The following is a 14,574-nucleotide window of genomic DNA, read 5'->3' as shown; positions in this document are numbered from 1 at the left end:
CCGTCACCCGCTCAAAAATGCACTTGCGGCCAGTCCCGCCAGCCCGAGTGGAAGGACCGCGAGCAGTGCGAACACCCCATCGCGGACCAATCGGGAAAAGGCAATCAGAACCACGGTCCCACCCAGAAGGGACGAGGAGAAGGGAACAAGTTCCAGGACCGGGATCACCAGACCGATCATCAGGCAGGTCAGGGGCAGCAAAAACTTCAGCGGCGGCTTGAATACGAATCCAAGACGATTGTCGGATCTTGCATCCAGCCAACCGGCCAGCGGCCGGAGACGGTCAATCGCCGCCGAAAATCTGTCAGATGAAATGCCCCGCCGGGCAATCTGTCGCGGCAACCAGATCCGCCGGCGGCCGATCAGCCATTGGCCGGCCACGAGGCTTATCAACACGCCGCACGCACTGGAAAACAACGGAATGCCGCTCAAGGGCGTCACCAGAGCCAGCGCCGGGATGAGCAGGACCGGAGCAAAACTCCGCACCCCGAAAGCCTCGATGATCTGTTCGACCGACACCTGTCCGTGCTTCAAGAGACCGTCGGCGGCATCAATCAGCTGGCCGAGCGAGGCCTCGTCCCCGAGCGCGTCCTGTTGACAAACCGGACTTGTGAGCCTGAGAGGCATGTTTTTGATCATTCTGGTCCTGCGCGCGCATGGGGTGCCGAGCGATCCCGTTGATGCGCGCTCAGCCAAGGACAATTCGCTCGATCTCGTCTACCGGATGGTTTGTCAGGTCCTTGTCGACTTCGGCAAGAACCCGATCACTGACCTCCTTGTGCAACTCCTTTCGTATTTGACCGAGTGCCGAAGGCGCCGCCACCAGAACCAGTTCATCGAACTTCCCTTCGTGGGCGCGCTTGTAGAGGATGTCTGCAAGATCCGACGCGAAGTCCTCCTCAGCGAGTTCGTGCCAATCGGCGTTTGCAACAGAGCTGCGATGGCCCGGACCGCCGTCGAACATGCGCCCGGGACGGTCCGTTCCCTGCTCGCGTGTTGGTGGATTGTCCTGGGACTCTTTTTTGAAGACGGAAAGATTGGGGTGCTGTTCGTCGCCGTCATTGCGCAGGAACAGGGCCTTTTCTCCATCTGCGACGACCACCCAACCCTTGTTTTTCAACGTGATGTTTTTCGGCACCGTGTGTCTCCCTTGTGTCTCTGGGGTGAACGGTTCACGGGACAAATCGTTCCGGTGCGCGGTCTGTTTTGCCCTCGGTATGACGGCAAAAACGGGTGGCGTTAGACGGTGTCACGGCAGGCCTTTCCTTTTTGGCGGCAGGTCAAAACGCAAGCCACCAGATCGCAGCAAACGCCGCGGCCGAAAACAGGAAACCGGCTGCAGTGACGATGCCATCGCGGGTCAACAGCCCGAGAGACAAGACCATGATCGCGCCGCCCGGAAGTGCAGCAGCAAGAGGAACCAGCGCGGCCGGGAAAACGGTAAGGGCGTGACACACGCACAAGGCGGCAACAGCCCTTGTTGCCCAGGTGCCTGTCAACAGCTGCAGGCGCCGGCCGAGAATGCCATCCAGCCACGCAGCATATGGCCGGAGCGAGTCAACGGTTTTTGCGGCCTTTTCCCGTGGGATCGAGGTTTCGGCAAGACTGCGCGGAACCGCGACGGACCCGTTGCCGGATAAAACCTGGACTGAGATGAGAATGATGCATGCGGACAAAACCAGCGGCACGCCAGGAACGGCGCCCAGGGGTGAAATCATCACAAGGGCCGGCAGGAACAGAAGCGGTCCGGCAGCCCGGCTTCCGACGGCGCGCAAGATGGAGCCCACATCGGCAGATCCGTCTTCGATCTCTGTTTCCCAGCTGTCCAGAACGCCGGTTATTGTGGTGAGTGTGTCATGGGCCATGAAACGGCTCGGGAAAGAAGAGGGGTGCCGGACAAAAGAGAGGGCCGGCGAAATGCCGGCCCGTTCCCTGCATGCGCGGTGTCAGCTCGCTGCTTCCAGTGTCAGCCGGCTCACGCCAAGTGTCAGGTTCGTGCCCGTCTGGCTTTCAAGGCTGATCGGGTTGAGCGCGATCGACTTGTCGAATCCGCCGACCAGGGCATTGGCCTTCACGCCGGCGCCAAGGCTCGCTCCGGCGGTCACGCCACCGTAAGTCCCTTCGAGTGCGCCTTTTTCCATGTCGGCGCTTGGGGCAAGTACGCCCCAAACCATGGTCGCCGTATCGGTGGTGCCGATATCAAGCCCGTAGTCATTGACGGTACCGGTGTAAAACACAGCGCCCTGACCATTGGCAGGCTTGAACGTGCAGGCCAGGGATGCGGAGGAGCCGACGATGAAATTGGTCTCCTGTTCAACGGCGCAGGTCAGCGTGCCAACCTTGACCCCGGCGCCTTTGGTGTCCGCAGCGGCCGAAATGGCCAACAGGCTGGCCCCGGAAAAAACAGCTGCGATGGTCATCAGACGTGTCATGAACGAACTCCTATGCTTTGGACGCGGCGGGATTAAAGGGGTCGCACCGCAGTGACCGGTGCGGCGCGTTGGAGTGCCGCACTAGGAACTGAACGGTCCGGCACGTCCAAGGTTCCGGAAATTCTTGATTTTTAAATGCGCAACCGGTTCGCGGTGAGCGCGTTTGACGAAGCAGGTTGGAGGATGTCAGCTGCGGACACGCAAGGCCGTGTCTCCGGCAAGGCGGCAGGACCTGCCCTCGCAGCCTACCCGCTAGATGTCACCGGCTTGCTAGAGACAAACTGGCCTTGTCCCGCAACCCGCCGGGTTGTTGTCCCGCAGTGTACGCAGACAACGTCCAAAAGCTGCGGAGGGGCCTGCGGGTCGGGGACAAATGGTGCGATGAAATTGCGGTCGCACCGCGGGCGCGTTTCCTTTGGCAATATCGTTATGCTCCGTTGACGGGCCGCCGCCCCTTCCCTTTCTGCCGCCGTGAGGCCGGATATCTCGGGCGGAGGTCGGTTATGCTGAACCCTTTTGGTTCGGCCGGTCCGACAGCGCCGCTCGAAGGTGTTCGACCGTGTAGGGTTTCCGAACGATCGGAACATCCGGATATTGCCCGATGACATCGTTCGAAGAGCCGTACCCGGTTGCCAGGATGCAGAACACTCCCGCCTCGACACAGCGCTCCACGACCGGAAGGGACAGCTCGTCCCCAAGGTTGACATCAACGAGTGCGAACGCGATCTGACCCGTCGACAACGCGTCCAGACCATCGCTGACACGGCTTGCGGTCTGGACATTTTCAGCCCCGAGCTCGGTCAGCATGTCGACCGCGTCCAGCGCGATGATCATGTTGTCCTCCAGCACGAGCGCTCTCCCGGAAAGAAGCTGCGCCGGTTCAGTTTTCGGAAGGTCGCCGTGGCGGGTTGGTTCTCCTTGCGAGCCCTTGCGGATGTGTTTGGCTGGCAGCTGGAAATCGGCCTCCAATCCGGACATGCGATAGCGGACCTCCGCCTTGCCGTTCAGTTCAAAGGGGATCGACCGTTCAATGATCGTGCTGCCAAAACCCCGGCGTGTCGGCGCAGCGACCGGAGGACCGTTTTTTTCGCGCCATGACAGGGACGCTGTGCCGTCGGCCGTGAGATCGACCTCCAGCAGCACCGTTCCGTTCGTATCGCTCAACGCGCCGTATTTGACGGAGTTGGTCACCAGCTCATGAACCACCAGGGCGAGCGTCGTGAACGCGGCCGGCGTAAGATCTATCTCATCACCGCTCAGGTGAACGCGGTCGGCATTGCCGCCCAGGAAAGCAGAAACTTCCGTTTGCAAAAGGCCTCGGAACGAGACCCAATCCCACTCCGTCTCTGTCAACTGGTCATGCGCGCGCGCCAGCGCATGAATCCGGGCATCCAGCACACTTTGATAGGCATCCAGACTGCCGGCATCCTGTTTTCCCTGAGAAACGAGGCCGCGAATGAGATTGAGGATGTTGCGCACCCGGTGATTCAATTCCGCGATCAGAAGTTCCTGCTGGTCCTGTGCCCGCTTGCGCGCCAGATTGCTCTCGTCGGTGAGCTTCAGGACGACTTCCAGGAGCGTGACCCGGAAAGCATCCGCTGCGCGCCGCTCCCCCGTTTTCCAGTGCGCGCACGTTCCGTGCACCACTTGCTGCCATGCCTCAAAGCTCTTGCGCGGCGTCAACCGCTGGCCGTTCGGTCCGGCCTCGACCGGCTTTTCCGGGTTGCCGGCCCAAACAACCGATTGCGCGATTTCACGCCGGAAAAGCACAAGATAGTCCCGCGGGGTGCGTGAAATCGGGATCGCAAGAAGCCCCGCAACACGATCAGCAAACTGCTCAGCGGCCGGATACCGCGCGGCAATCTCCTCGGTGGCATAGATCTGCCCGGCCGGTGTCGTGTTCAAAAATCTTGCAAGACCAAGAAACTCTTCAAGGGTCGGCGCGGATCCGACGGCCTTGAATGTCCCGTCCGAATAGATCGCCGCACCGTCGAAGGGAATGATACCGCCGAGTTCCGAGACAAACGCATCAAACGCTTCGAAAGTGGATGTGCCGCTCGAGAATTGCGACATCAAGCCGTCATGCAGGGCACGGGCGCGATCCTCGTTTTTGAGTTCCGCATTCAATTCGAATTGCGCCAGTTCGTAATTGAAGAGCTGGGCGAAAAGCTCAATAGCGCTGCGCAGTTCGTATCCAAGATACTTCGCGCTGCCATGGTGACAGGCAAACAGTCCCCACAGTTCGCCATTGCGGATGATCGACACCGACATGGATGCCTGAACGCCCATGTTTTTTAGATATTCCAGATGGATTGGAGAAACTGCGCGTGTTACGGCAAGGGACAGATCGATCGGCTGACCGTTGGGATCCATTTCCGGCTGAATTGCTATGGTTTGAGCATCGATATCAGCGATGATGCGCAACACGCTTTTCAGATAGAGGGCCCGGGCCTGTTTCGGAATATCGCTCGCCGGGTACCGCAATCCCAGATATGGGGTTTGCCCCGGTTCCAGGCACTCCGCGATGACACTCCCGGTGCCATCGTCTTCGAACCTGTAGACCATGACCCGGTCATACCCTGAAAGGCTCTTGAGCCCCCTTGCAGCCTCCTGGGCCATCCTTTCAAGGCTGTCCCCCCGTTGGACCCGTTTTATCAACGCCGGGACAATCGCAGCATCGACGGATGGATCCGCCCCGCTTTGCTGCGGTTCGAATTCAAGGATGGTCTGCCGGCCGTTCCAATGAACCGAGATGTCAAAGAGCGTCCCGGAGCCGAGCGCCGGATAGGAAAAGACCCGGACAACATCATCTTGCCCTGCGAGCAATTGCATGCGGGTCCGGATGTGGTGAATGGTCTCTTCGGGCAGCAGGTCGACCAGCCGGTGGCCGATCAGGGCGTTCTGATCGACGCCGAAAAAGACATGGCAATTTTCTGATGCGTGCGTGACGATCCAGTCCGACGAGACGCCGACAAGATAGCCGAAATCCTGTATCCGGCCGAGAATGTGAATGGGTTCACGATCGCAATTCGTGAGGTTGACATCGGCCGGACCGCTCTGGGGATTGGGATCAGGCATCTGTTTGCATCCGTTTTGTCTCCGGCAGCAAGTCCTTGGCATGAAAGGTATAGAATTCAAAAATCAGCCCCGCATCCGCACATATTTGGGCGGAAATGCCGGTGTCACCGGACATGTCAGCAGCGTCCTTTGAAAACTGTTTCCAGTATTCAACATAGCTCGGTGCAGAAAAATACGCATTGGTCTGCTGCACCAGATCCGATTTGGACGCCTCCCATTGCCGCCGGAGCACTGTCGTTCCAAGACGAGAGCCCGCCATCACGTAGTCGACGGCTTTTGGGTGGAAGTGACACCGGAACGGATCAGGGGCGAACGGGCCCGTTGCCCCTATCTTGCGCTGATCTTCGTCGATCCGCACCAGAAGATCCTGTATCATCGGAGCACATGCGGGGACCGGATCGGTCTTGGTGAGTGTTGTAAGTGCATGCCGCTGCAGGGACAGGAAAGCCTTCAGACCCGGCACCGATGCCATATCGAATGCGGTTATGACGCGGTCCAGATTGGCATGAGCGGTCTGCGTGTCCCGCCGCAGGCGCGTTCGCAATGTTTCCATGGCCTCAATTCGACCTCCTCCGATCAAGGAAACGCCTGGGCCGGACTGTTCCTTGAAGCCAATTTTATCAGTTTTTATAGTGACTTCCGTATTTATGACAAGGGCTCTTCCATAGGAATCAACCGACCTGGTCCGCCGCGGACGTTTGGGATTTGCCGTCCCGCTGAAACCCTCCATGAAACGCTGGACCGATGAAACCCCGCATGCGCAGGACCGTTAAGCGGCTCATGACCGGCCGGTCCGGTTCAAGGGTCTGGCTGTTATGAGGCAAGGGATGCAACACCCAGTCTTTCCAGGATGTCTTCGTCTTCCATCGTGCTGTTGAGACAGACCACGCGAGGACAGAGCGGCAAAGTCAACTCTCTGAGTGTCGGCTCCAGCAGATAGACTGATTTTCCTTGAACACTGACAAGCTGCATGAAACTGGCGTGCAGTTGCGACCATTCGTTTGTGTCCAGCACAATCGCTGTGAAGGTGGTGTGCGACAGCACCTGTGTGGCGTCTTTGAGGCAGCTCACGTCAACCACCGCCGTATACCCTGCCAGCGCAAGGATGCGGGACAATCGCGCCCGGACTGCTTCATCCATCGATAACACAAGGGCAGTCCCCTGCCCCACGGCTGTATTCATTCACGGCATCCAAAGTCGACCGGGTTCAACTTTTCGAAATCCTGCACATGCGCGCTTCCGAAGTCTCTAACCTATGTTAACGATCACGAAACCGTGAACCGGATCCCGACTGACGGATCTCGAAACGCGAGCGGCCGGGTGCCGGCCTCCTTCGGACCACAGCATGACTGGCAAAGTGATCTTCACGGCCTCTGTCGGCTCAAAAAGGTTGAATGAAACCGACGACGAAAGACTGACCGGTTGAAGTGGTTTCAGAACAGCAAACGAATTAAATGTCGTCGATGTTGATCCGGCGCCACCGCGCAAGGGTGAAGGAATAAAGGGCGAAAGCGCCCAGGCCCGCCCCCATCAGGAACATCAGGGCGCTGCCGAACGGCATGTCCTGCAGGAAGGTGAGCGCATCCTCCAGCCCCGGTTTGGACTGCGGCGACCGCACTCCTGAGACGATCTGGCTAAAGATCAGAAATGCGAGGATGACAAAAACGAGGCCGCGGGCCGACAGACCGGTGACCGAAATCGGATGTATGAGCGCCATGGCCGCCGCGTCCGCCTCCAGGTGATCTTCATATTTGCCCTTTATGGCTTTCCAGAAATGCGCGCCCCCGATGCCCAAAAAAGCAAACCCCATCGCCAGGAACACCGGCCATGCCCCAAGGACACCGGTCACCCAGTCCAGTGCGGCTTGGACGGCGCCGCCACTGCCGCCGTCACTGCTTCCCGGACCGAGCAGCGCAAGAACGAACAGGCTCAGCACCGAGTAGGTTCCGGCGCTTGCAAGGAGGCCCAGGCGAATGGCAAGGCCTTTAACCCCCCAGCCATGATCATCCGTGTCAAGGAGGCTCTGGATGAGGCGCCAAGCAACGTATCCAAGAAGTCCGGCCAGCAGCAGCACCAGCAGGATTTTGCCGAAAGGTTGCCGGGCAATGGTCGAGATCGCGTCTTTGGGACCGTCGCTTGCGCCGGCAAGAAAGGCGGTGACCATTGTCAGGACCGCAACGGTCCCGTAGATGACGCCTCGGGCGGCATAACCGGCCCGCGCTGCAGGTTTGAACCAAGACGTTTTCACCGGCCATCTCCCCCTTTTTCCTTGCGGGCTGATTGCGCCCCTCTGCCGTCGCACGGGTCTGGTGTCAGCCGTGTGCTGTCCTTTCGCCGTCCGCCTCCCGCGATCGGGCACCACACGGCCGGCCGCTATACCTACCCTGCGTCTCCGGACCGCGGGCCCGGCCCCTCCAGGGCTTCCGCCGAGATCTTGAGCGGCTCGCTGAACGTCAGCGTGCGGTAGGGGAACGGAATTTCGATGCCGGCACGATCGAGAGCGCACTTGATCTGTGACACGGCCTCGCTTCTGGACTGAAGCTCATCCTTTGGCGTACTTCCGGTCCACCAGCGGACCAGGAAGTCGATCGACGACGAACCGAAGGAGGTCGTGAAGATCTCGAACGGTTCGGAGGTATCGCGTGTGGACAATGTCTCCACTGCCTCAGAAATGACGGTCCGGGCCGTTTCGACGTCTTCCCCGTAGGCAACGCCAACCTCGAGCGTTACGCGCCGCTTCGGTTGGTCGGTCAGGATCTTGACCGGGTTTTTATAAAGAAAGCTGTTGGGCACAAGGATCAACTCGCCCGACCGCTGTCTCAAGAACGTGTCGCGGATTGAAATATGTTCGACCTGTCCGTTCAAATCCCCGCACTTGATGTCGTCGCCGATCCGCATCGGCTTGCGCAAGAGGATGAGGAAACCGGCCAGGAAGTTCTCGAAAATGTCCTTGAACGCCAGTCCGACCGCGATGGATCCCAGACCAAGTCCGGCGAGCAATTTGGTCGGGGTAAGATTTGGAAACAGCAGTGTTGCTGCGACGAGCGCACCGGCCAGCCACACGGCAAGCCGGCTGACTTTGGTAATCGCTTCAACAAGGGAGCGCCGCAGAGACGACCGGTGGAGCACCGAGGACGACAGGCGCCCGACAACAAAGGCAAATGCGCCTGTCAGCGCGATGACCAGAACCGCTGCCAGAAGGTTCGGCGCCAGGGCGACTGCGGTTCGGACGATCCCCGCCAGCTGATCGGAGAGTATGCGAACGGGTTCGATATCGACATCCATGAATATGCTCGGTGCTCTGTGAAGCGTGTTGCACGGCCTCCAGCAAGGGCGGCAGTGCCGTCCGGGTCAATCCGCGCGGATCGGCTCAATCGGCCTCATGTCCAAAAGCTTAGATCAACCCGGCGAAGGAAAGAACGGCTCCGACAACGACCACAAGGCCAACCAGATAGATGATGTTGTGCATGACTTTCTCCTTTCAATGGGAACTTCTTCAAACGCAAAAGGTTCCCTTGTCAGCGGAAGAATTTCCCGCTCGGCTGACGGAAGGACATTGGAAATCGTGACTGCAAACGGGCAAGAACAAGACGTTGGAGGTGGCAAACAAGGGCTGCCTGGCAGACGAACACAAGGAGAGCGGCCGGGTGCGCGCGGGCGCACGGATCGCTTGGGATTGCTGTCCCCGGCCCTTCCGGCTTTTTCGCCTGGACCGGGAAGCGGCCGGATCGCGCGGGCGCAAAAACCGCTCCGGTTTAGCGGTCGGAAATTTCAGGTGTTTGCCCGGCAAATCGGCCTTTTGATTATTTTCATCTGCGTTTCTGTGATCCCCGGACAGGCGCAAACGGACGGCAGCAATGCGACCGAGCCGACCGCTCTCATTGAGACAGAGCGCACGATTGGAGAGGATCGCTCGATCACCACGCGCCTTCAGGCAATATTCCGGGAAATTGAGGCCTTGAGCGGCGTGCAGGTTCGGGTGAACGAAGGTGTGGTCGTTTTGAGCGGGGCCGCTGCCAATGACAGTGCGGCGGACAGAGCCGTCGAGCTTGCAACGCGTCTTCAAGGCGCTGTTGCGGTCGAGGACAGAATCGACCGGACGTTGAGTGTTGAAGACAATCTGGACCCGTTTCTGCAGAGAACGGAAAACACGGTTGATGCGGTCATCAAGGCCTGGCCGCTCTACGCAATTGCTGCGCTCGCATTCATCGGCGTGTCGCTGACAGCCCATTTGATCGCGTCGGCGCACGTCGTCTGGCGGTTTTTTGCTCCAAACCCGTTCATCGGCGATTTGATTTCACAATCCATTCGGTTCTTCGGAATTCTCGCCGGGCTTCTTCTCGCCCTGAGCATCCTGGATGCCATGGCCCTGTTCGGCGCAGCGGCGGGCAGCGCCGGCCTGATCGGTCTTGCCGTGGGGTTTGCGGTCAAGGATACGATCGAAAACTACGTCGCAAGCCTCATGCTGAGCGTCCGCCAACCCTTTCGCGCCGATGACCATGTGGTCATCAACGACATGGAGGGCATCGTGGTCCGGCTCACATCCCGGGCGACCATTTTGATGACCCTGGATGGCAACCACTTGAGGATTCCAAACGCTGAGGTCTTCAAGGGCATCATTCTCAATTACACGCGAAACCCGCAGCGGCGCATGACCTTCGACCTCGGCGTGGATGCCGACGATGACCCGATCGATGCGACCGCGGCAGGGCTCGAAACAATGAAGAGCCTCGATTTCCTGCTGGATGATCCAAAGCCGATTGCGTTCATCGAAGAGGTCGGAGACTCCAATATCGTCATCACGTTCGCAGCCTGGATCGATCAGACACGGACCGACTTCCTCAAAGCCCGCAGTGCGGCAATCAACGCGGTGAAAACCATTCTGGAAGACCAGGGCTTTACCCTGCCGGAACCCATCTATCGCGTGCGGCTTGAGGGCAGCGATGGCGGCTTTCTGCCGGCCGCGCAGCCCCAGCAGGAGGCCGGCCGTCTGCCGAAACGGCCACGCCCCCCAAAGCCGATGGTCCCTGACCACATCGATGTCTCGCAGGATGATGATGTCCGCCGCCAGGTGGCCGAGGAGCGGGCAAGAGGGGATCAGGAGGATCTTTTGAGCGATGTCCGCCCGATCGAGTGACCCGTCGCCGGCATCAACATTTAAAAAGTTTAACGGAACCAAACCGGCTGTCACCGGTTGCTCTGTCGTAAGGAATCACACGGAGGGAGTGCAACTGATGCCGAAGATCGAGAACGCAAAAATCCTGGTTATTGCAACGGACGGTTTCGAACAGTCCGAACTGGAAGTTCCTCTCAAACAGCTCACCGACCATGGTGCGACCGTGCAGATCGCAACGCCGGACGGTAAGGACATTACCGGGTGGGACGGCGGCAACTGGGGCAAAAGTGTGAAAGCGGACCTGAAAATCGCGGATGTCGATGTGTCCGACTATATCGCGCTCGTGCTGCCCGGCGGTCAGATCAACCCGGATGTCCTGCGCACGGATGAAAAGGTTGTCTCAACGATCCGCGAGTTCGTGGAAAAGAACAAGATCATTGCCGCCATCTGTCATGCACCTTGGCTTCTGATCGAGGCCGGCGTCGTCGCCGGGCGCGAAATGACGGGCTTCACGTCGATTCGCACCGATCTGAAAAATGCCGGGGCCAACGTGGTCGACAAGGAGGTCGCCATCTCCAACGGTATCATCACCAGCCGGACCCCGGAGGACCTTGACGCCTTTGTCTCCAAGATCCTGGAGGAAGTTGAAGAAGGCGAGCACGAGCGCAAGGTCGCCTGACCCTTCGGCCCTGCGGCCTTGCGGATCGGAAAATCTGGAAGCGGCGCCCGTTCGCCGCTTTCGCTTTTATGGTTTTGAAAACATCACTGGACCGGGATCGGGCGGCCGTGTTTATCCCGGTTGGAGCTTGCCGGTCCGGTTCTTTTGGTTCAGCTGCTCGGCACAGAATTCGAGTTTGTCCCGCACGATGGGCGCAATGACGAACGGGTAGGCATCGTCCAGCCCCATGGACCGGTTCATGTGATTGAGGGCCACCCCGAGGTCCAAACCCTCATTCAGGGCTGTCCGGGTGTCATGGGCCCCGAACCGCGTTCCAGGCAGGGTCATTCCAACAGCGTTTGCGCTGTCGCGCAGATCCAAGAGATGAAGAACATGGGCCGCGGTCTCCGCCCAGTCCTCATGCGGGTGGGCGCTGGCATATTCTGAAATGTGGGTGTCTGACCAACCCTCACCGGCTCCGGTTTCGTAGTAGCGCTGAAGTGCGTCCCCGTAATCCGCCGTTTCGTCACCGAACAACGATCGGAACCGGGTGAGAAAGGGATGCGATCCGCTCAACCTGGAAAACAGGAAATGCGAGATTTCATGGCGGAAGTGCCCGACCATTGTGCGGAACGGCTCCTGCATTTTTTCGCGGCGGTCTACGAGCGTCGCCGGGTCTGCCTCTGCAACATTGATGATGATCTTCCCGGCGAGATGCCCCATGACCGGACTGTCTGCTCCGGTGGAGGTTGTCTCCGACAGCAATTCAAAGGACGGCCGGGGCCCGGTGTCGGCTGCCGCAAACCAGCCCAGCTGCTTCAGGTTGGCAAGGACCCAGCGCTTGGAGGCCTCAGTCCTGGCCCAGAGCGCCAGGTTCTGGACAACATCCGGTTCCGGGTGGACTTTTGTCATTACGCAGGAATCACACAGCGCCTCACCGGGCCGTGCGGCCCAATTGCAGGACAACAGCTCTCTGTTTGCGCAAGCAATGCCCTGGCTTGAAAATCCCGCAGTTTCTGGATTGTAGAAAAGCTCCGAAGCGCAGGAGCACCGCATGTTTTCGAAATAGACCGGACTGGAGCACTCTGGACACTCAAAAATCTTCACACCGGTCTCCTGGAAAAACAAACGCGTGGACCGTCATTGGTCAAATGGAATGCGCCACCTGCAAACGATTGCCCGGGATGGGCATGGCGGTCCCCGATCTGTCCCAGCGTATCCACAAACGGATTGCCCCTGCAAACAGACAGACCGGCTGGCGGAGCGTGGAACGATCTCCTCAAACGGCAGTTTAGCCATATGATAGACTTCGAACAGTTCACTTTGCGCAGGGGACCCTCGTCATTTCTTATTTGCTGCTTGTCCTGGCCTCCGCATGTCTCGTCGCCAGTCTCCTGCCCCTTGTCCCGGCCGCGCATGGGGCGATCCGCATGTTCGATTTCGGCCGCCTTCAAATCATTGCCATTGCTGCCGCCCTGCTCTGTCTGACACCTGTTCTTTCGGGCGCGTCAACGGAATTGGAAATCGTAATCCTGACCATCCTGGGCGCCTGTCTGCTTATTCAAACGGCGCATGTGTTGCCCTTTACCCCTCTTTGGCCAAAGCAGACGGCGACGGTTGCCGGGCCGCTGGATGAAGCCGGCGCGCTGTCGATCCTGTCTTGCAACGTGAAACAAAGCAACAGGGACTATCAGGCGGTCCTGTCCCAGGTGGCTGCCGTTGAGCCCGACCTTGCGGTTTTCATGGAAGTGGACACCGGCTGGGTCGATGCCCTGAGGCAGGGGTTTGCCGGCACCTACATGCGCATCGAGTGCCCGATGGACAACAGTTACGGCATGATGCTCGCCTGCCGTCTGCCTGTCGAAACCTATGAAATACAGCATCGCCTCAACGACCACGTCCCGAGCATCGACGCCGTGATCCGTCTTCGAAACGGTGCCGCCCTGCGGGTGATCGCCCTGCACCCCGAGCCACCGGTCCCCACGCGCGATACGGAAGCCAGGGACGCGGAAATCCTGTTGGTGGGACAGGAAGCCCGCCGGGAAACGCGGCCAATGATTGTGACGGGGGATCTGAACGACGTTGCCTGGTCGCGCACGACACGCCGGTTTCTCAGGATTTCAAGATTGTTGGATCCCCGGCAAGGCCGGGGAGTCTACAACTCCTTCGACGCGAGATTCTGGTTCTTGAGGTGGCCGCTGGATCACATTTTTCACTCTCATCACTTCGAGATCGAGGAACTGCGGCGGCTCCCCTTTGTCGGGTCCGACCACTTTCCGATGTTCTACCGTCTGGTGTTTCGCGGCAGCGTTGACAACCGGATGCCGTCCCCGGCCACTGCAGCGGACAAGGCCGAGACAGACCAGGTGGTTGCAGCTGAAAAACAAAGGGATCGCCCCCCGGTTGGCGAAGACTGGGAGTGACCCCGCAGGCCTTTGGAGACGCTTTCCACCCGCTGTCCGGCGCAGCCGACAGGATCGGGGAACCATTGCTCCGAAGGAAACGGCGGGGATTTGGAAATGATATGCGGAGAGAAGTCGACACGAGCTTGAAATTGCTCCGCGAATGCTAGGCTTCAGACCCATAAAATGGGTATGCAAGTCAGTTGAATTCTGATTCAAACTCCTGAGCAGGAGTTTGATGATGTCTGATGGGTTCTTCTGGCTCAGCGATGAGCAGTTTTCGAAGTTGCAGCCGCTTTTGCCGACCGATACACGCGGCAAGGCCCGTGTCGACGACCGGCGGGTGATCAGCGGCATCATTCATGTTCTGAAGTCGGGTGGCCGCTGGATCGATGCGCCGGAGGTCTTCGGGCCGAGGAAAACCCTCTACAATCGCTTTGTCCGCTGGTCGGAGAAAAGTGTCTGGACCGGTATCTTCGATACACTGTCCCAAACCGGCGGTCCTGTTCTGGAAGTGATGATCGATAGTACAGCCGTTCGAGCGCATCGGGTCGCCCATGGCGGCAAAGGGGGGCTCAAGCCCATGCCCTGGGCCGAGCTCGTGGTGGTCCGGGAACCAAAATTCACGCCCTGAGCGACAACAAGGGCAGACCCATCGCTTTCCACCTGACGGGTGCCAACGTCTCCGATTTCACCGGAGCAGAGGCACTCTTGCCGTTCGTTCCGGCAAACGGAGTTCTGCATCGCGATAAAGGCTACGACAGTGACCGGATCCGCCGAACCGTCGAGGCGCGTGGTTCGTTGCCAAACATCCCGCCCCGCAAAACACGCAAATGGAAAAACTGCTTCTCGCCATACCTTTACAAGGGCAGAAACGTTATCGAGAGG

General features: G+C 59.2%; 13 protein-coding genes and 1 pseudogene. 4 read left to right on the top strand and 10 right to left on the bottom strand.

Features of this window, described 5'->3' with window-relative positions; translation table 11 throughout:
- Nucleotides 1–3: 3 nt before the first annotated feature.
- From RBB44_RS24685 to RBB44_RS24645, 9 genes are all read right to left on the bottom strand, one after another.
- Nucleotides 4–639 (bottom strand): exopolysaccharide biosynthesis protein, encoded by a 636-nt coding sequence (locus tag RBB44_RS24685; RefSeq protein ID WP_306150450.1) that lies wholly within the window; start codon nt 637–639, stop codon nt 4–6.
- 49 nt (nt 640–688) lie between these two features.
- Nucleotides 689–1,138: a host attachment family protein gene (locus tag RBB44_RS24680; protein ID WP_306150451.1), complete on the bottom strand. Its 450-nt coding sequence runs from the start codon at nt 1,136–1,138 to the stop codon at nt 689–691.
- A 142-nt stretch (nt 1,139–1,280) separates the two neighbouring features.
- A complete protein-coding gene (locus RBB44_RS24675) occupies nt 1,281–1,865 on the bottom strand; it encodes an exopolysaccharide biosynthesis protein (protein WP_306150452.1) in 585 nt (194 codons plus the stop codon).
- Between the two features lie 81 nt (nt 1,866–1,946).
- A complete protein-coding gene (locus tag RBB44_RS24670) occupies nt 1,947–2,432 on the bottom strand; it encodes a DUF992 domain-containing protein (protein ID WP_306150453.1) in 486 nt (161 codons plus the stop codon).
- Nucleotides 2,433–2,933: 501 nt separating this feature from the next.
- On the bottom strand, nt 2,934–5,510 hold the full coding sequence (locus tag RBB44_RS24665; protein ID WP_306150454.1) for an HWE histidine kinase domain-containing protein: 2,577 nt from the start codon (nt 5,508–5,510) through the stop codon (nt 2,934–2,936).
- On the bottom strand, nt 5,503–6,063 hold the full coding sequence (locus RBB44_RS24660) for a hypothetical protein (RefSeq protein WP_306150455.1): 561 nt from the start codon (nt 6,061–6,063) through the stop codon (nt 5,503–5,505). Before RBB44_RS24660 ends, RBB44_RS24665 begins: the two co-directional genes overlap by 8 nt.
- 260 nt (nt 6,064–6,323) lie before the next feature.
- A complete protein-coding gene (locus RBB44_RS24655) occupies nt 6,324–6,692 on the bottom strand; it encodes a hypothetical protein (protein WP_306150456.1) in 369 nt (122 codons plus the stop codon).
- Between the two features lie 268 nt (nt 6,693–6,960).
- A complete protein-coding gene (locus tag RBB44_RS24650) occupies nt 6,961–7,758 on the bottom strand; it encodes a DUF1206 domain-containing protein (RefSeq protein WP_306150457.1) in 798 nt (265 codons plus the stop codon).
- A gap of 131 nt (nt 7,759–7,889) precedes the next feature.
- Nucleotides 7,890–8,795, bottom strand: a complete 906-nt coding sequence (locus RBB44_RS24645; RefSeq protein ID WP_306150458.1) for a mechanosensitive ion channel family protein — start codon at nt 8,793–8,795, stop codon at nt 7,890–7,892.
- A 280-nt stretch (nt 8,796–9,075) separates the two neighbouring features.
- On the opposite strand from RBB44_RS24645, the gene RBB44_RS24640 reads away from it, so the two are divergent.
- Nucleotides 9,076–10,647, top strand: a complete 1,572-nt coding sequence (locus RBB44_RS24640) for a mechanosensitive ion channel domain-containing protein (RefSeq protein WP_306150459.1) — start codon at nt 9,076–9,078, stop codon at nt 10,645–10,647.
- Between the two features lie 97 nt (nt 10,648–10,744).
- Nucleotides 10,745–11,305: a type 1 glutamine amidotransferase domain-containing protein gene (locus tag RBB44_RS24635; protein WP_306150460.1), complete on the top strand. Its 561-nt coding sequence runs from the start codon at nt 10,745–10,747 to the stop codon at nt 11,303–11,305.
- Nucleotides 11,306–11,416: 111 nt separating this feature from the next.
- On the opposite strand, the gene RBB44_RS24630 is transcribed toward RBB44_RS24635, so the two are convergent.
- Nucleotides 11,417–12,196, bottom strand: coding sequence for a putative zinc-binding metallopeptidase (locus RBB44_RS24630; protein ID WP_306156178.1), 780 nt, complete (start codon nt 12,194–12,196; stop codon nt 11,417–11,419).
- Nucleotides 12,197–12,714: 518 nt separating this feature from the next.
- Here RBB44_RS24630 and RBB44_RS24625 point away from each other — a divergent pair.
- Together RBB44_RS24625 and RBB44_RS24620 are read left to right on the top strand one after the other, a co-directional pair.
- A complete protein-coding gene (locus RBB44_RS24625; protein ID WP_306150462.1) occupies nt 12,715–13,707 on the top strand; it encodes an endonuclease/exonuclease/phosphatase family protein in 993 nt (330 codons plus the stop codon).
- A gap of 220 nt (nt 13,708–13,927) precedes the next feature.
- Nucleotides 13,928–14,574, top strand: a pseudogene (locus RBB44_RS24620) (IS5 family transposase); the annotation flags it as partial.

It is taken from the genome of Roseibium sp. MMSF_3247 (assembly GCF_030733765.1).
Lineage (GTDB): Bacteria > Pseudomonadota > Alphaproteobacteria > Rhizobiales > Stappiaceae > Roseibium.
The sequence above is the reverse complement of the archived record's forward strand: the minus strand, read 5'-3'. Positions and strand labels throughout refer to the sequence as shown.

Coding starts and splice junctions, on each gene's coding strand:
- RBB44_RS24665 (WP_306150454.1), bottom strand. CDS start 5,510: ATGCCTGATCCCAATCCCCAGAGCGGTCCGGCCGATGTCAACCTCACG.
- RBB44_RS24645 (WP_306150458.1), bottom strand. CDS start 8,795: ATGGATGTCGATATCGAACCCGTTCGCATACTCTCCGATCAGCTGGCG.
- RBB44_RS24630 (WP_306156178.1), bottom strand. CDS start 12,196: ATGACAAAAGTCCACCCGGAACCGGATGTTGTCCAGAACCTGGCGCTC.
- RBB44_RS24685 (WP_306150450.1), bottom strand. CDS start 639: ATGATCAAAAACATGCCTCTCAGGCTCACAAGTCCGGTTTGTCAACAG.
- RBB44_RS24660 (WP_306150455.1), bottom strand. CDS start 6,063: ATGGAAACATTGCGAACGCGCCTGCGGCGGGACACGCAGACCGCTCAT.
- RBB44_RS24670 (WP_306150453.1), bottom strand. CDS start 2,432: ATGACACGTCTGATGACCATCGCAGCTGTTTTTTCCGGGGCCAGCCTG.
- RBB44_RS24675 (WP_306150452.1), bottom strand. CDS start 1,865: ATGGCCCATGACACACTCACCACAATAACCGGCGTTCTGGACAGCTGG.
- RBB44_RS24655 (WP_306150456.1), bottom strand. CDS start 6,692: ATGAATACAGCCGTGGGGCAGGGGACTGCCCTTGTGTTATCGATGGAT.
- RBB44_RS24625 (WP_306150462.1), top strand. CDS start 12,715: ATGTTCGATTTCGGCCGCCTTCAAATCATTGCCATTGCTGCCGCCCTG.
- RBB44_RS24635 (WP_306150460.1), top strand. CDS start 10,745: ATGCCGAAGATCGAGAACGCAAAAATCCTGGTTATTGCAACGGACGGT.